The following is a 16,140-nucleotide window of genomic DNA, read 5'->3' as shown; positions in this document are numbered from 1 at the left end:
GCGTGGCCTTCGCCAGTGTCGACGTCGAGGGTCTGGCGCTGCTGATCGCCAGGCTCGAGGGCGCGGCGTCGTCGCTGCAAGGGGTGTGCGCGGACCTGACCGGCAGGGCGAACGCCCTGGACGTCCCGGTGCGTGAGCTGAGGAAGGTCGAGCACATCGCGACGTGGGTGGACGGGCAGCTGCCCGGGCTGCGTCGTCGTCTGGACCTGGCCAGGGTCGCCGACACGGCCCTCCCGATCGCGCTGCGTGGCGGGGTCGTGACGATCGTCGAGCCCGTCCTGGACGCCCGGCAGGCCGAGGCGGTGGGCCGGGGACTGGCCGCCGAGCTGGTCGCGATCGACTCGACGGGCGAGCAGGCCGCGGTTCGGCTGCGCGCGCTGCTGGCGCGCCTGGAGGGGCACGTCGGTGACCCCGACGTGATGTCCGGGTTCTACGCCGAGCTGGGGACCGCGTGCACCGAGCGGCTGGCGTACGTCGTCGCCGAGATGGCGCCGGGCCTGGAGGCGCGGGAGGAGTGGTCCGGGCGCGGCGAACGGGACCTGCAGGTGCTGGGGCGCGGATTCGCCGCGGCGCTGCACGACACCGACCCTCCGGCGGGTTTCGCCGCGACGGTCGCGGCGTTCGGCCGGGCACCTGCGGACCACGACGTGGCCTGGGGTCGTCTGGCACTGCTCCAGCACGGCACGATCCCGACGCGGCACCTGGTGGCGTTCACGCGCGCGAACGCGTTGGACGCGCTCGTCGAGGACCTGTCCACCGACGTCCGCGGTGACGTGCTCGACGGGCGTCCTGCGGCCGTCGGTCTGCCCCACGACCGCATGGAGCTGGCTTTCAACGCACTCGCCACCGACCCCGACGCCGCGCGCCTCGCGATCTCGGCCGGGCCGGGCACGGGTGTGATGGTCGAGCGTGTCCACGCCTACAACGCACGGTTCGGTGTGCGGGTCGACCAGGCGTTCGGCGCCGCGCTGGCGGCCGGTGCCGGCGTCGGTGAGGACCCTGCCCGGCACGCCGCAGCCACGCGGTTCGCGTTCGACGCGATCACCGCCACCGCGCGGCTGGACGGGACCATGTGGTTCGCCCGCGAGCACTACGCCGCGATCGCCACGGCATGGGCCCCGGAGATGCTCGCGGGGGCGACGGCGGAGGCGTGCCGGGTGCCGGAGTCCACCCGCAGCCGACCCGAGGGGTGGGAGGACATCCCGGGGGTACAGCCGCGGTTCTACCTCTCCCTCGAGGACACCCGGGGGTTCCTGGCGACCTTCGGCCACACTGACGAGCTCTCGGCGCCGTTCGACCGTGCGGTCGGTGAGCTGTACTACGGGCTGATGGCGAACGCGGTGCGCCTGGACGCCACAGCGGGGAACGGCGAGCAGATGGGGCGTGTCGCCAGCAGGTTCGGCAGCCTCGCGGGAGCGCAGTACCTCGCCCAGCACCAGGTGCGCAGCGAGATGGACGCCCAGGCGCAGGCGACCCGCGACCGCCTGGGGACTGCGACCGGCCTGGTTCTGGATCAGGTCGCGGGACCGGGCGGTCTGATCGGCACCGTGCTGTGGGAGGCCGGGCAGTTCGGCGTGAACCAAGGGCTGGACGCGTTCGTCGAGGGCGACGTTGACGCCTCGCACACGGGAGGGCTCGAGGCGCAGGCTGTCCGGGTGGGCCTGCTCCAGGACGCCGTGATCGCCCAGATCTTGGTCGCCAACGATTCACGGCATGCGGAGACGCTGCCGGCAGCGCTCCGGTCGCCGACGGGCGGTCTGATCGACCCTGTTGAGATCGCTTACAGCCCTGCGCTCGAAGCGCAATTCACCATGTGGATCACCTCGACCAACGGCTCCAGTGGGGAGGTCGACACCTATGACGTGGTCGGGCAGACGAGTGACCGGTTCCTTGGGGGATTTGGGAGGGTGAAGATCCTGTTCGGGGAACCCTAGTCCTCGCTGCAGCGGGTATATCCCCTGATGGTCGTCACCACCTGGTCTCCATCGGTAGGCGACCCGAGATAGGTGAGCGTGATTCCTTCGAGTTCGCCCGTTGACACGGCGTAGGTGACTCGGCGGTCACCATCGGGATGCGGGGCGTCAATGATGCTCGCTTCATCTAGTTCCGCGAGGACCCCGCTGGTGATCTGGAGGCGAAACTTCTGCATGACGCCAAGAAAGCCTGTCTCGGCACTCGTGAGTGCGCCGGCCAGGGTGCTGCTGAGGTCGCCAGATGCGATGGGACCGATCTTCGCTGCGTAGACGTACTGCGATCCGCCGTCGGCGCAGGCCCGTGGCTCTGTTCCGTCATCGGTGACGTCGATGGACTCGGTGCCGAGGCCCTCCGCGGTCCCTTCGACCACCATGCGGGTCGCGTCCACCATCGCCGCGCGCTGCTCGTCGCTGGGGAGAGGTCCCGTGCAGCCTCCCGCAAGCATTGCGGCCGCGACCAGCGCCGTCGCCATGGCCGCGTCCCGACGTGTCACGGGATCCACCAATCGCGTGCTGTCAGCCATCGGCGAATCCTCGCATGGCTGACCGCGTCCTCGTTCGAGTTCCGCGGGGTGGCACTGGCTCGACTGTCGCCGGGTGCCGCCCTGGTTCTCGAGGAGGCGTGTGGGTCGCGTCGCCAGTAGGTTCGACAGCCTCGCGGGTGCGCAGTACCTCGCCCAGCACCAGGGTGCGCAGCGAGATGGACGCACAGGCGCAGGCGACCCGCGACCGCCTGGGGACTGCGACCGGCCTGGTCCTGGACCAGGTCCCGGGACCCGATGGCCTCGTTGGCACCGTGCTGTGGGAAGCGGGGAAGTTCGGCGTGAACCAGGGCTTAGACGTCCTCGTCGACGGTGACGTGGCCGCCTCGCACGCGGCACGGCTCGAGGCACAGGCTGTCCGAGTTGCCCGGCTCCAGGACGCCGTGGTCGCCCAGCTCGTGGTCGCCAACGATCCACGACATGCAGCGGGCCTGCCGTCAGCGCTCCGGTCGCCGACCGGAGGACTGATCGACCCTGTGAGGATCATCGACAGCCCTGCGCTCGACGCAGAGTTCGCGGCGTGGATGGTGTCAACCAACGTCGACGCTTCTGTTCAGTCCACCTACGATTCCGTGACGGATGCCGCCGGCGAATTCCACGCCGGTTTCGGGCGTGTGCAGGCTGTCTTCGGCAGGGCCTGAGTCAGGTGCAGCGCGTGTAGCCGTCGACGTCGACGACGATGTCATCGGCTCCGACTGTTGCTGCGCTGAACGACAGCGTGATGCCCTGCAGGTCGCCGTCCGTGACGTGATACGTCGCGTGGCGAACGTCCTCAGCCGCCGCCGGGTCGGCGATGTCCAGACGATCGAAGCGTGCGAGACCCGCATCCGCCGGGTCGAGTCCGAGTCTCTCGACGACGCCGAGGAACCTGTTCTCGGCGCGGGTCAACGCACTGCCCATGGTGTTCGCTAGTTTGTCCCGACCAACGGGGCCGATTGTCGCAGCAAAGACGTATCGGCTCCCGCCGTCGGGGCAGGCCCGCAGCTCGGCTGCGTCGTCGGTGACCTCTATCGAGTCTGTCCCCATGCCGTCTGCCGTCCGGTCGACGACGGTGCGCGTGGTGTCCGTCATGGGCGCGCGTTGCTCGTCCGCCGTGAGAGGCCCTGCGGTGCAAGCCCCGGCAACCATGACCCCGATGGCCATCGTCGTCGCCGTGGCCGCTCGGCGAGATCGAGGTCGGTTCACGAGTCGCACGTTGGCAGGCACCGGCGAATCCTCGCAGGTCGGGCGCTGATGGTGCGGGCCTTTCGACGGTCCGCGAGGTCGGCTGACTGGGGGTCCGGTCAATCTCGGGGCGTCGGCCCGTCCTTCGTGGTGTTCGGCAGACTGCGGTGGGCCCGACGCTCCGGTGACGAACTGCCCGTGACGTGTCACAGGCGCACCGTTTTCGGGTCGACCCCGGCCGCGGGCCACACGACCCCGTCACCGTCGACCACCCACGCGGCCTCCGGCAGCCGCGCCGCCAACCGTGCGATCCACGCGGCGAACAGGTCCTCCCAGCGGCACTCGACCGAGACCGCGAGGGCTGTGCTCAGGTCGGGCACGTCATCCAGGCCGGGGGATGCGGCGAGGTCGTCGCGCCAGTCGTGCGCGTGCCGGGGGTCGAGGGCGCCGAAGATCGTCAGGTAGTGGTTCTGCTCGTCGCGGTACTGGGCGTACGGCCCGTCGACCACCGCCCCCAGGGCCGCGGCGGCTCGCCACACGTCGTCCTCGAACGAGCTCGACGTGGAGACGAGATACGCGGCCTTCACGTCGCGGCCTTCGGTGTGTGCATGTGCTCGTGGTCCTCGCGTTCGTGGGTCGATGGGTCAACGCGCGCGGGTCGGGACAGTGTCGGTCCGCGGCCGACGCTAGGAGCGCAGGAGGGTGTCGCGGATCCGCACGCACCCGGCGGTCACGGTGAGGGTCAGTGCGCCCGTGAGGCCGTCGCTGCTCGACGTGACGCTCGCGAGGTGCCCGTCGGCGTGCCGGTCGACAGTGACGGTGTCGACGCCCTCCCGGGTGAGCTCGACGACGACATCGTCGTCAGCTGACCAGAGCAGATGTGCGGAGGCCCCGACGACGTCCCAGGTGAGAAGCACGGTCCCGCCGCGCTCGGAGGCGAACGACACCGACCGCACCCACGGCTCGTCCCCGGCCTCGACGCTCAGGCCGAGAGCCTCGAGGTGCGTGTCGTCGGGTGCGGTCAGGGGTGCGGGCATCGTGGGCGTCCGATCGGAGGTCGTGGTGGTCGGTGTCGTGGTGCGCGTCAGCAGTCGGGTGGGCGGGGGACGTCGGTGCACAGTCCTGAGACCAGGCGGCTCGTGCGTTCCTCGACGCGTCCGGGCCAGGTCGACCGCTCGGTACGGGATGACGGTGAGAGGTGTCATGCGAGCACTCCCGCGTCGAAAGGATCGAGCTCCGCATCGACATCCGGTCCCTCAGGTAGGAGAGGCGCCCCGTGGGTCATTGCGCCAGGAGGCAGCCCAGGACCGAGCTCGCAGCACGCCGACACCGGAAGCGACCTCAACCTTCTCAGTCCTGGGGCGGCGGAACGCGTCCGTAGACGCCCCCGCCCTCGGGGTCCTGCACGGCCGTGAGCAGAGTCTCCAACGGCAGTGCGAGAGCGCGCGCGAGTCGGGTTGCATGAGCCTGGCGCATCTCGGCGGCGAGGAGTCGCAGAGGGGCGTCGGCCAGGGTCACCGACCATCCCGATTTCTCCTCGACGACCGTCAGGCCTTCCGGAGAAGACTCCTGCTGTCCCCAGAGGTCGAGGAGCGGGAAGTCGTGGGCTCCTCTCCAGGCGTTGGCGTGAGACACGATGAGGAATGTGTCGAGCACGGTGCTGCCCGTCGCGAGGCGCACCGTCTCGCGCGGGACGGCGCGCAGAACCCACTCGACGACCAGGAGGTCGTCCTCCGGGGTCACCCGGTACTCGATCTCGCCGTCCCCGACGATGAGCGTCTCGCCGTCCGTCGTCACTCCGACGGGTACAGAACGGAGGAAGTCGACCGTGCGGGGGTCGAGGGCGGGCGCGTTCATTTGAGTGTCCCGGTGCGCTTGAGGCCGTGCGCCAGGCTCCCGCTGACCGGGACCAGTACGTCCTGGCGCAGGCGGTGGGCAGCCGTGCGGGTCCTGCACCCCCGGCTGCCGACGCCACAGGTTGCCCGCCGCAGCGACGCGCCGCGCGTACCCGCAGCCCGTACGGCGACGGGCAGTGCCCGCATCTCCTGATGCTCGGGCGAGTCGACGGCGGTCATCGCGCTTCCTCCATCGCGGCCGTAAGGGTCGCCCGAAACCTACAGGTTTGCGCATCGCTGGAGGTGTCGTTCACAGGACGGCCGATGGGATCCAGACCTCGTGCCGACGCGCCGGAGAAACCACCCGAACGGGGACTCAAGGACCGCCCTCCAGCGTCCGCTCTCTGGCGAGACGCCCGGACCCGCCGGCGCCAACAGCATGGGAGTGGAGTGCGATGGCGGACGACGCGCCGACGACGGGCCCGCAGGGGCGATCCGCGCCGGGACAGGTGCTGGGCAAGGCGCGAGGCGCGCTCCATGTGGAGGCCGTGCAGGCGCAGATCTTCAGGGCGATCTCCGTGCAGCGGCCGGCCGTCCTGCAGTACCTGCGCAGCCTGCGTCGGGACAAGCCGGAGGCGACGGCTGCCGAGCTCCTCAAGGAGCTGGACCGCCGGTATGTCACGACCGTCACCACCGCGAGCACGGGCGTCGGGGCGTCGGCTGCGATCCCGGGAGTCGGGGTCCCTGTCGCTCTGGGCCTCGGCGTCGCCGACCTCATGTTCTTCTACGAGACGAGCGCCCTCTATGTGCTCGCGGTGGCGGAGCTCCATGGCATCGCCGTCGACGACCCCGCCAGGGCGCGTCCGTTGGTGTTCGGCATGTTGCTCGGCGAGAAGTCCCAGAGCCAGGTGACGAAGCTCGTCATGGGCGCCATCCCGGGGATGGACGATCAGGACGCGCGGACCGTGGCCGCCGGTGTCGCGGGTAAGGCGCTGCCGAGCGGGTGGGGTGAGGCCCTGACCCAGCAGTTGCCCGACTCGGCCCTCGCCCCGGTGCTCACAGTCCTCGCGCGGGAGGCGCTCAAGACCGGAGGCAAGCTGACGGCCGGGACCCTCGGCAAGGCGGTTCCCTTCGGGGTGGGAGCCGTCATCGGAGGTGTGGGGTCCTTCACGTTCGGCAGGGACGTCGTCAAGGCGTCCCGGTTGGCGTTCCCCGACCCGCCGGCCGGCTTTCCGCCGTCGCTCGACCAGGTCGCGGCCGACGAGGGGCCGGGTGAGCCGTCGCGGGCAGTGCTCGCGCTGCAGAAGGCTGCCGTCGGTGCGGCGACCCTGGGCGGTGACCTCCGCGACGCGGTCACGAGGTCCGCAGACGTGTTCCGGTCCGTCGACCTCGACGGCGACGGCGTCCCGGACGAGGCGCGTGCGCTCAGCGCTGTCAAGGGTGCGGCGTCAGCCGTGAAGGGTGCGGCCGGTGGTGCTTCCGGAGCCGTCGGGGCGGTGTTCAGCCGGCGACGCGGCCGACCCGGATCAAGCGGGGCGGATGGTGGCGAGACTGCGCCGGACCTCGCGGGCGGCTCGGCGAACCTCGGCGACGTCGCGACGGACCCCGCCGAAACCGTGACGGGGACTGCCGACGGCGCTGCGGACGACTGAGTCACGGTCACGCGCGGCCCCGTGCGACTCGGGCCAGCTCACCTCACGGCTCACTCGTCACCGACTGCCTGGACGACCTGCTCGCGCGGGTCCTCGACGATCGCGCGCGATCGGGCTGATGAGATCGGCTCGAGGAGACCCACAAGGCGTCCGTGCCGCGATACAGATGAAGAGCTACGATGTAGCACATGGGCACGATCGGCATTCGCGAGCTCAAGCAGAACGCGTCTGCGGCGGTCGCGCGCGCGGCGGCCGGTGAGACGCTGACCGTGACCGATCGCGGACGGCCGGCGGCACAGCTGTCGCCACTGCCGACGTCGCCCCTGGCGCGTCTGCTCGAGAGCGGGTCCGCGCGTCCGGCACGCACCGACCTCGCCGACCTCCCTTCCCCCGTTCGCGCAGCGGGCGGGCGATCCGCGCTGTCCGACGCGCTCGCCGACCTGCGCTCCGACGAGCGCTGACCGTGGCGTACTACCTCGACACCTCCGCCCTGGTGAAGCTGGTCGTCGACGAGGGGGAGACGGCGGCACTGCGGGAGTGGTGGCGGTCGCACGGCACCACTCCCGTCTCGTGCGACCTGGCGCGAACCGAGCTGATGCGCGCCGTCCGCAGGGCCGCACCCGAGGCCGCAGTGCAGGTACACGCGGTGCTCGATGCGCTTGTGCTGGTGTCCGTGACCGCGCGAGTCTTCGACGCGGCCGGGCGGTTGGAGCCGACGACACTGCGGTCGCTCGACGCGATCCACCTGGCTGCCGCTCTCGAGCTCGGCGACGACCTCGAGGGGATCGTGACCTACGACGAGCGGCTCGCCGAGGCGGCGACGTCGTACGGCGTCCCCGTGGTCGCGCCCGCCTGAGCGGGATCGTGTGCTGCAGGGTTCTCGGGCGGCCCTGCGGTCTCCGGTGATGGCCGGTCAGCAGTCGGGCGGCTTCGGTCGGTCGGTGCAGAGCCCGGAGACGAGTCGGCTGGTGCGTTCCTCCACGCTGAACGGTGGGGTCGATGCGGTGGTGGTGGCGGTGCCGTCGATGTCACGCCAGGTGGGGTGGCCGTCGATCTGGTAACGGCCGGTCCACTCGGCGGTCAAGGTGATGGTGGCGGTGCCGGGCGTCTCGTACCGGTGGAAGACGTCGTGGTCGGGGTAGGGGCGTCCCGGGGAGGTGGTGGCCAGGGTGTGCCCGTCGCCGTAGTCGTAGGTCCAGCGGGTGGGGGTGGCCTCGACGGTGATGCCGTAACCGAGGAGCTCGGTGCGCAGGGTGACCGGCGTGGGGTCGGTGTGCGTGATGGTCTCGATGTTGACGAGGACCCAGCCGCGGTCCGGCTGCATGGTGAGGGCTGGTGCCGGCAGGGGGAGGCGACGGAAGTCTTCGGCGGTGAGCTCGGGAAGCAGGTCGACGCCGCACCCGCCCTCGTCGATCTGCTCCCAGGAGCCCCAGGCGGCGGTCGGGGTGGCGCGGGACTGACGCCACATGGGCATCACGATGGTGTCGCCCTCGGCGCACTCGCGCAGGGTGCCGGCTCGGTCGGCGCCCGCGGGGCAGGTCCCGTCCGCGAAGCCCATGGTCCATCGCCCTGCGACCTCGCGGCACATCGGGGCGCGCTCGTAGTTGAACAAGCGGAGCTCGGCGGCCACGGCGACGTTCTCCCGGGCCATCTGCTCAGTCCGCGAGGCCGTCACACGGATGGCGCCCCCTTGGGCCTCGCTCCCGACGCCGCGAGCGTGGGCCACCGCCGGGAGCATGACGACGAACATCAACCCCAGCAGCGCTGCCGCGGACAAGCGGGTCATTGGACGGGACCGACGTCAACCGCGTCAACGACCCAATGGTCGACAGTGAACGTCAGGGCGATCGCGAACCGGTACCGCCCGCCCTGAGACTCCTCGAGTACCGTCCCATTGGCGTCGTACTCGGTAGAGGGAGCCTCGGTCGCGACTACGGTCGCGGAGTACCAGTTGGCCGCGTCGATCTCGGTGCCTTCTGCGGACTCAACGGTGATGAACCCGCCTTCGACGCGGCCGCCGCGGGTATGGATGCTTGAGGCGCCGTCACGGGCGCTGCTGCAGAAGACGCAGGCAGGCGCAGCGAGCTCGTCCCACGCTCTCGTGTCACCCGTGGCGTACACATACGGGTATAGCGCGATGAAGTAGGCCGCAGCCGCCGCGGCCCCGTCGGCATCAGGCGTGGCCATCGCGGCCGGCCGGTCGGGCGGCGTGGTCGCATCCTGCGAGGGCTCCGTCGTCGGCGACGGACTTGGGGTCGGCAACACAGGTGCGGTCGCGGACGTGGCCGCCGTCGGTATTGCTGCGCCGCCGTCCGTGCAACTCACGAGCGACGTTGCGAGAGCCAGCGCAGCCGCCGTGCCCGTGAGCTCGCGTCGGGGCCATCCGCGTCTCGGCATGTCGGAAAAGTACCGGTTGTACACCCGCCCCGGGTTGTGTCGGGCCGTCGTGTGGACAAGTTCGCGTCGTCCTCGTTGCCGGCGCGCGAACGAACTCCTGCGACCTCGGTCCCTCCGGCACCGACGGGCCCGTGCCGATAGTGGAGGGGGACACCCACCCGAGGAGGTCACGGCCGTGGCGCGCACCTACCCCGAGCACCCCGCGTTCCCCGAGGACGGCGGTGCCGAGCAGACCGTATGGGAGGAGGGACGGTGCGCGGCAGCGCGCGACGGAGCTCGAGGAACGACTGTCCGGCGCGACCGAGGGTGAACTGCCGGCGGACGTCCTCGAGTACCGCCAGCTGCTGGAGACCGCGGAGGACGAACGCGGCGGCCTGGCGGCCGAGCGCGACAGGCTGGCGGCCGATCTGGAGATCCAGAACGAGCGGGCCCGCGACCTCCAGGCCCAGGTGGAGCAGCTCCAGCACGGGCTCGACAAGGCGGCCCGGAGCGGGTCCTCCCGCGTGGCGACGACGCGCGGCGGTGACGTGTTCGAGCGGTTGTGGCCGCGCCTCGTCCTGCACGAGGACGCGAAGGCCTACCTGGTCGACGTCCGAACCTGTGCCCGGCCCCAGATGGTCGGTCACGTGCTGTCGCAGCTGGATCGCGGCGAGGCCGTACCGCTGAAGCGGTTCCGCGCCACTGAGCACGTCCTCGAGGTGAATGCCCACATCCGCATCGACGCCACGGGTCGGGATCGCGGGCGTGTCTACGTGCGGCGCCTCGGTGACGGACGCCTGTGGGTGTACATCGACCGTAAGGACGACCCCAAGCATCAGACGGCGTTCGCGCGGAGGATCGACGGGCTGCCGGAGCCGGAGTCGGAGACGCTCTGATCGATCGGGTGCGATCGGGGCGTCGTCGGTCTGGGCCGAGGTGTGGTCGTCGACCGGGCTGAGCACGCAGAGGTTCACCCGTTCCGGAGTCCCCTGTAGGTCACATCGCAGACGCGGACGACCGATGCACTCGAGGGACGTCGACATGCGTCCCGCCACGCCGTGTGGGGGATCGTCACCCTCGCCGATCGACGTCTGGACCCCGATGATGAAGCTCACCCCCGTTCAGATCGACCGCGCAGTCGGTGCCCTCCTCGGTTCCGCCGCCGGTGACGCGTTGGGGGCGGGGTACGAGTTCGGTCCGCCGCTGCCGGATGATGCGCCCGTCGTGATGAAGGGCGGCGGCGGGTTCGGCTGGGAGCCGGGGGAGTGGACGGACGACACGTCGATGGCGATCCCGATCGCGCAGGTGCTGGCCGACGGCGGGTCGCTCGACGACGAGGGAGCGCTCGACCGGATCGTCGCGGCGTGGTTCGCCTGGGCAGCGGAGGCGAAGGACGTCGGCAAGCAGACGAGCATGCTCATGCGCGCGATGCGGACGCCGAGTGCTGCCGCTGCGCGGCAGGCCGCGAGTGCGCAGTACCTCCGAGAGCCGGACCGATCCGGTGGCAACGGCACCCTCATGCGCACCGGCCCTGTCGCTCTGGGTTACCTCGACGACGGCGCCGAGCGCGCCCTTGCCAACGCGGCACGCGCTGTCTCCGACCTCACCCACGGTGACCCTGACGCCGGCGACGCGTGCGTCCTGTGGTCGCTCGCCATCCGGCACGCGATCCGCACCGGCGAGATCGATCTCGTCGGGCAGCTCGCGCACCTACCGGCCGCGCGACGCGAGCGGTGGGCCGCGGTGATCGCCGAGGCGGAGTCGTCGCAGCCCCGGGACTTCCCGAAGAACGGGTGGGTCGTGCAGGCGCTGCAGGGTGCGTGGTCCGCGATCCACCACGGCGACGGGCTGGTCGACGTGCTGGAGCGCGCGGTCCGCGGTGGCAAGGACACCGACACGGTGGCGGCCATCGCGGGCGCGCTCGTCGGCGCCGCGTACGGTGGGACGGCCGTTCCCGCGCGTTGGCGGAGGATCCTGCACGGGTGGCCGGGGATCAACACCCGCGGGCTCGTCGAGCTGGGTGCGCTCGCGGTCCGTGGTGGGCAGCCCGACAGCCTGGGCTGGCCGGTCGCCCCGCAGCTCAGCGGCACCGGCGTCCGCACCCTCGTCACGCACCCGCACGACGAGGGCGTCGTGCTCGCGTCCCTCGACGGCCTCGTCCGCCTCCCCGACGACGTCACCACGGTCGTCTCGATGTGCCGGGTCGGTCGCCGCCAGACGTCGCGGGAGCACGTCGAGTTCTGGCTCGTCGACCAGGACGGTGCCAACGCCGACGTCGACGCCGTGCTGATCGACGCCGCCGACACCATCGCCGAGCTGCGCGCCCAGGGGCAGAGGGTCGCACTGCACTGCGTCGAGGCGCGCTCGCGCACGTCCGCCGTGGCCGCGGTCTACGCGATCCGTCACCGCGGGGTGCCGAAGACCGAGGCGCTCGCGGCTCTGGAGGCGACGCTGCCCGACTACGAGCCGAAGCAGTTCCTGCTCGACGCGGTGGGGCGGATCGCGGAGAACGTCGCAGGGGAGGGCGACGAGGAGACGGGGCCCGAGTCGACCGAGCCGGCGCTGCGGTTCACCATCGCGCAGTCATGGTGGATCGCGTCGGAGCTCGCTCGACGGAATGGACTCGAGGTGTACGAGGACCAGCCTTGCGGCTACGACGTCCTGGGTGTCCGGAGAGCAGGGACGAGCGGCGGCGGCGCGAGCCTCGAGATGAACCGGGGTGGGAGGCTCCACATCCACCCCGCCCACACGGGATGGATGACCTGGCAGGAGGTGCTCGCGCAGCCCGACCCGCACGCGGTCGTGCGTCGGGCCGAGAAGACCATGGGGTTGAGCCCTCAGCCCCATCAGAAGACGACGCGCCGGTCGCTCACCTACCGGGTCATCGCGCGCGCGCTTGCGGGGGCCGTGGACGACCGTCACCCGTGGGACGTCCGGATCGGATTCCAGGTGGGGGAGGACCTGTCGGAGGACTTCTTCTACGGTCTCGAGTCCTCACATCCCGCGGCCGTCGCTCACGCGCGGACGTTGACCTCGTCGACGGGCGACGTGGAGGCGAGGCGCCACCTCTGGATTCTCGGGCATAACCTGCGGCGGTCCGGCGAGCGCCACGTCGCTGCCGTCCTCTCCGACGACGCCCGCGTCTTCCTCGCCGGCGACGCCGAGCCCATCGACCTCATGGCCCTCTACCGCAAGCGCGGTCACCGCCTGGGGCTCGTCGTCGCGGAGGCACTCGGTGCGGTGCTCCCGTGAGCGTCGACCTCGAGGTCGACGAGGAGGAGTACCGGTTCGCCGACCGCTACGTCGCGGCCCGGGCGTGGGCGCTCATGGCCGCGCTCGTCGAGCGGCTCCCGGGCATGCGCGTGTCGCAGGTCGTCGACGAGACGGGCACGCCGCTGCTCATCGTCCACGACGGCACCGAGCAGGAGCGGATCCAGCTCGACATGGTCGCGTGGGTGCTCTTCGGCGCGCCGAGCAGGGAGATCCAGCACCTCTACTGGGACGAGGTCTTCGCGACGCGCCTCGACGACGTCGTGGGGCGGATCGTCGCCGCGACCGGCCCCGTGGTGGACGACGGGGCGACGGGCCGGCTGCCCGTGTACCGGCTCATCGCACGGGCGCTCGCGGTGGGGCTCGCCGACGACGCCGGGTGGTGGGTGCAGCAGGTGCGGATCGCAGGTGAGTGGAGCGCCGAGACGCTCGAGGTGCTGCGAGGGTTCGCCGGGGGCGAGTCGGTCGCCGAGGCGGCGCTCGACGCCGCGCTCGCCGGGGCCGCGCACGACGAGCCCGTGGTGTTCCACGAGCCGCTGTGGGTGCTGCGCCGCGGGCTCGACGTCGTGGCGTTGCTCGACGCGAGCACGGGGCAGGCGCACGTCCCCGGCGGGCTCGCACATCCTGCCGACAAGCTCGTCCGTGAGGTCGAGGTGGAGCCGCACACCATCGGCTTCTTCTTCCGCCAGGTGTGCGCGGGCCAGTGGGGGTGCCTCGACCCGGAGCCGGTCGTGGACCCCGCCGTCGATCTCCTGCCGCTGCACTACGGGCACGTTCGGGCGGAGGCCTGGCGCCTTGTCGCGGCGCTGGTCGCCCGGACCGACCTGCAGGTCGTGGGGCCGGCCGCCAGGGGCGAGATCTGTCGCATGACCGATCTCGACGGGAGCGTGCGGCTGCGTATGACGACCGAGGGCGTGCATGTCGGGGGGTCGCCCGTGGTCCGCGACTGGTGGGACGTGTTCGCGGCGCCGCTCGCGTCGAGCGTGCCGGACGCGCTGGTCGACGAGCTGCCGCGCCGAGGGTCGCCGTCACGTGACGCGAGCGGCGCCGAGCGTGTCCATCGGTTCATCGCACGCCTGCTCGCGGCCGCGGTCGACGACGACGGGGAGTGGCGGGTCATCTCCCATGGTGAGGGCGGGTGGGCCGTGCTGCGGGGGGACGATGCTGTGGCGTTGCTCGGGGAGGATGGGAACGACAGGCACGTGGACGACGGGTGGACGGCGAGGATGGGTGCCGCCGTAGTGCTTGGCGATCAGTAGCAGAGTGCAACCAACGTCTCCACCCTTCGAAGCGGGGCAAGCGGCGCCGACATCCGTCACATGTACCCGCGACCACCCTGACCGTCCGGCACCGCCACGAGGCGGGGAGGCTGTGACGCAGTCAGCGTCGCAGCCACCCACCATCTGCGGTCGACGAGCGCCCAGGGCCACGGTGCCACCGCTGGCACGCGCCGCCGCATGACGATCCCGAGCACTAGCCGGATCGCGAGAATGACCATGGGGGCAAACCAGGCCGCCAGGATGCTCGGATGCTCCCGGTACAGCAGTGCGAACACCACGCCCACCATCCCCACAAGCAGCAAGGCGGCAGCAAAGACCGTCCCGAGGATCGGTGCGCGCGGAATCGCGTGGAAGAAAGCAAGAACCATCACACAATGTGCAGCAGCGAGGCTAGCTACTGCAAAGCCCAGCACCAAGAAGATCCCAACATCCACCACGGTGTGCGGACTGGATGCGGCGATGACCACGCCGACGACGATGGACGCGCAAGCCGTCTGTGCGACCACTGGCAGGACGAGGGCGCGGAGCCGCAATCCAAGGCGCGCACGCCACGGTGACGCAGGGTCGTTCGGGACTGCCCAGCTTGCGAGGCGCTGGCGGATCGCGATCTCGTTCGCCCACCGTTCCGCGTCGACGAGCGACTGGATCCCCGGGGCGTACTTCACGCGGACGAGAGCGCCCATTGCTGCTACCAGCGCGCCCGCCGTCAGCGCGCTACCGACGCCGCCGATGGAGGAGCCAGCCGTGGCGGCGCCCTCGACGTTCGCCACCACCGTCCCAGCGATGGACCACAGCGCGATCGTTGCGCCTGCCCAGCCCGTGAGGGCAGCGATCTCCCGAAGGTGCTGGTCCGCCATCGCAGAATCGACGTCGCCCTCGTGGTGCCGCAAAGCGGCCGGCGCGCCCAGCACCCCTAGCCCGTAGGTCACGAGCAGTGCCGTGATGAGTGTCAGCGCGTCGCCGAGCTCGAGTTGGGGGATGGCGTCATGCCATGGGCTCTGACGGTCCCGGTGAGGCCATTGCGCAGCGACGAAGGTGATCGCGCTGGTCACGAACAATGCCATGCCAACGGACAGGACCAGGTTGAGGACGAATCGACGGCGGGCGTCACGTACGGGACGCGACGTCTCATGTCGTGCGTCGCGGTCAGGCTCAGAGGGCGCCAAGGTCGATCCTCAGCCTTACAGCCCGAGCGCAGCGATCACAGTCTCTGCCTTGGCGCCCTCGTACGACGCCATCGCCTGGAAGTGGTTCGTGGGCTTCAGCCCCAGTTCCGCGTTGATCGCCGCGTACGCGATGTCCGCACGCGCATAGTCCGTCACTGAGTACACGTATTCGTAGACGCCCTTCTCCGGGTGGCTGTGCCAGAGCTCTTCGGCAAACCGCTTGTTCCGGAACTGGAACCCGATCCGTGCTGTCGCCCAGATGCCGCCACCCCCCGTGAAGAGGACCGGGTCCCCCTCCGTGACGCGCTCGTACTTCTTGAGGTTGTGCCGGTACGTGCCCCAGAACCGAGCCGCGTCACCGTGCCGGCGCTGGAGGTGGAGTCGCTCGTCGGCCGTCAGCAGCTGGGCGACGGCTGAGTCCAGGGGTACGGGCTCGAGCAGCGATCGGCCGGCGTTGAGCTGACCATCACCCTTGCCTCGAGAGGGGTGGACAAGCAGCGCGGTCATGGTGCCCCCAGGTGTCGAGCCAGCGAAGGGATCATCGTGGCGGAACGTGCACAGTTGCGGCATTCGACCCGCCGGTGGTCAGCGATCAGGACCGCTACGACGACAGTGCAGCAGCGATACCCAGCACGAAGGGCACGCCCCAGACCAGCAGGAGCAGGATGCCGAGCACCCAGGATCCGCGGTTGTACCGTCGCACCTTCTTGCGCAGGTCGGCGTTCTCCGCCTCGAGCTGTCCGATCCGCTCGTAGACGAGGGGGTCGGCCGGCTGGGCTTGACCGAACCTGCTTCCGTATCCGAATTCGTTCACATACGACGCATCGGCATATCGGGCACCGTCCTTGAACGGCGTGGTCCGTCTTAAGCTGTGGCCCTATG

General features: G+C 70.7%; 18 protein-coding genes. 8 read left to right on the top strand and 10 right to left on the bottom strand.

The genetic code is table 11. The features are described 5' to 3' along the window. The first annotated feature begins 2 nt into the window (after window positions 1-2). Window positions 3-1,934, top strand: a complete 1,932-nt coding sequence (locus KG103_RS17120; protein ID WP_207339678.1) for a hypothetical protein — start codon at window positions 3-5, stop codon at window positions 1,932-1,934. Here KG103_RS17120 and KG103_RS17115 read toward each other — a convergent pair. After that, window positions 1,931-2,497: a hypothetical protein gene (locus KG103_RS17115; RefSeq protein ID WP_207339677.1), complete on the bottom strand. Its 567-nt coding sequence runs from the start codon at window positions 2,495-2,497 to the stop codon at window positions 1,931-1,933. The genes KG103_RS17120 and KG103_RS17115 overlap by 4 nt on opposite strands. 176 nt (window positions 2,498-2,673) lie before the next feature. On the opposite strand from KG103_RS17115, the gene KG103_RS17110 reads away from it, so the two are divergent. Beyond that, window positions 2,674-3,156 (top strand): hypothetical protein, encoded by a 483-nt coding sequence (locus KG103_RS17110; RefSeq protein ID WP_207339676.1) that lies wholly within the window; start codon window positions 2,674-2,676, stop codon window positions 3,154-3,156. 1 nt (window position 3,157) lies between these two features. Here KG103_RS17110 and KG103_RS17105 read toward each other — a convergent pair whose 3' ends face one another. The 4 genes from KG103_RS17105 to KG103_RS17090 all read right to left on the bottom strand — a co-directional run bounded on the left by KG103_RS17105 (window position 3,158) and on the right by KG103_RS17090 (window position 5,536). Continuing rightward, window positions 3,158-3,586: a hypothetical protein gene (locus tag KG103_RS17105; protein WP_207339675.1), complete on the bottom strand. Its 429-nt coding sequence runs from the start codon at window positions 3,584-3,586 to the stop codon at window positions 3,158-3,160. A gap of 299 nt (window positions 3,587-3,885) precedes the next feature. Beyond that, window positions 3,886-4,266 (bottom strand): hypothetical protein, encoded by a 381-nt coding sequence (locus KG103_RS17100; RefSeq protein WP_207339674.1) that lies wholly within the window; start codon window positions 4,264-4,266, stop codon window positions 3,886-3,888. A 99-nt stretch (window positions 4,267-4,365) separates the two neighbouring features. Next, on the bottom strand, window positions 4,366-4,716 hold the full coding sequence (locus tag KG103_RS17095; protein ID WP_207339673.1) for a hypothetical protein: 351 nt from the start codon (window positions 4,714-4,716) through the stop codon (window positions 4,366-4,368). A 313-nt stretch (window positions 4,717-5,029) separates the two neighbouring features. Further along, window positions 5,030-5,536: a hypothetical protein gene (locus KG103_RS17090; protein WP_207339672.1), complete on the bottom strand. Its 507-nt coding sequence runs from the start codon at window positions 5,534-5,536 to the stop codon at window positions 5,030-5,032. Between the two features lie 433 nt (window positions 5,537-5,969). On the opposite strand from KG103_RS17090, the gene KG103_RS17085 reads away from it, so the two are divergent. The 3 genes from KG103_RS17085 (at window position 5,970) to KG103_RS17075 (ending at window position 8,022) form a co-directional block, all read left to right on the top strand. Then, the gene (locus KG103_RS17085; protein ID WP_207339671.1) at window positions 5,970-7,166 is read left to right on the top strand and encodes a hypothetical protein; all 1,197 of its coding nucleotides are present in this window, start codon (window positions 5,970-5,972) and stop codon (window positions 7,164-7,166) included. Between the two features lie 188 nt (window positions 7,167-7,354). After that, a complete protein-coding gene (locus KG103_RS17080; protein WP_207339670.1) occupies window positions 7,355-7,627 on the top strand; it encodes a type II toxin-antitoxin system Phd/YefM family antitoxin in 273 nt (90 codons plus the stop codon). A 2-nt stretch (window positions 7,628-7,629) separates the two neighbouring features. Further along, a complete protein-coding gene (locus KG103_RS17075; RefSeq protein ID WP_207339669.1) occupies window positions 7,630-8,022 on the top strand; it encodes a type II toxin-antitoxin system VapC family toxin in 393 nt (130 codons plus the stop codon). 57 nt (window positions 8,023-8,079) lie between these two features. Here KG103_RS17075 and KG103_RS17070 read toward each other — a convergent pair whose 3' ends face one another. Both KG103_RS17070 and KG103_RS17065 read right to left on the bottom strand, forming a co-directional pair. Next, the gene (locus KG103_RS17070) at window positions 8,080-8,943 is read right to left on the bottom strand and encodes a hypothetical protein (protein ID WP_372434857.1); all 864 of its coding nucleotides are present in this window, start codon (window positions 8,941-8,943) and stop codon (window positions 8,080-8,082) included. Window positions 8,944-8,948: 5 nt separating this feature from the next. Continuing rightward, on the bottom strand, window positions 8,949-9,491 hold the full coding sequence (locus KG103_RS17065; RefSeq protein WP_207339667.1) for a DUF6318 family protein: 543 nt from the start codon (window positions 9,489-9,491) through the stop codon (window positions 8,949-8,951). 293 nt (window positions 9,492-9,784) lie between these two features. Here KG103_RS17065 and KG103_RS17060 point away from each other — a divergent pair, with 293 nt between their 5' ends. The 3 genes from KG103_RS17060 to KG103_RS17050 all read left to right on the top strand — a co-directional run bounded on the left by KG103_RS17060 (window position 9,785) and on the right by KG103_RS17050 (window position 14,071). Further along, window positions 9,785-10,438, top strand: coding sequence for a hypothetical protein (locus KG103_RS17060; protein WP_207339666.1), 654 nt, complete (start codon window positions 9,785-9,787; stop codon window positions 10,436-10,438). A 205-nt stretch (window positions 10,439-10,643) separates the two neighbouring features. Next, entirely contained in the window at window positions 10,644-12,794 is a 2,151-nt protein-coding gene (locus KG103_RS17055; protein ID WP_213319944.1) for an ADP-ribosylglycohydrolase family protein, read from the top strand. Continuing rightward, window positions 12,791-14,071, top strand: coding sequence for a TY-Chap2 family putative peptide chaperone (locus KG103_RS17050; RefSeq protein WP_207339664.1), 1,281 nt, complete (start codon window positions 12,791-12,793; stop codon window positions 14,069-14,071). Before KG103_RS17055 ends, KG103_RS17050 begins: the two co-directional genes overlap by 4 nt. 56 nt (window positions 14,072-14,127) lie before the next feature. Here KG103_RS17050 and KG103_RS17045 read toward each other — a convergent pair whose 3' ends face one another. The 3 genes from KG103_RS17045 to KG103_RS17035 form a co-directional block, all read right to left on the bottom strand. Continuing rightward, window positions 14,128-15,156, bottom strand: a complete 1,029-nt coding sequence (locus tag KG103_RS17045) for a hypothetical protein (protein WP_207339663.1) — start codon at window positions 15,154-15,156, stop codon at window positions 14,128-14,130. Between the two features lie 117 nt (window positions 15,157-15,273). After that, window positions 15,274-15,765 (bottom strand): hypothetical protein, encoded by a 492-nt coding sequence (locus tag KG103_RS17040; RefSeq protein ID WP_207339662.1) that lies wholly within the window; start codon window positions 15,763-15,765, stop codon window positions 15,274-15,276. 94 nt (window positions 15,766-15,859) lie between these two features. Then, window positions 15,860-16,072 carry a hypothetical protein gene (locus KG103_RS17035; RefSeq protein ID WP_207339661.1) on the bottom strand — a complete coding sequence of 71 codons (213 nt, stop codon included), beginning with the start codon at window positions 16,070-16,072 and terminating at the stop codon, window positions 15,860-15,862. Window positions 16,073-16,140: the final 68 nt, after the last annotated feature.

It is taken from the genome of Cellulomonas wangleii, from assembly GCF_018388445.1.
Lineage (GTDB): Bacteria > Actinomycetota > Actinomycetes > Actinomycetales > Cellulomonadaceae > Cellulomonas > Cellulomonas wangleii.
The sequence above is the reverse complement of the archived record's forward strand: the minus strand, read 5'-3'. Positions and strand labels throughout refer to the sequence as shown.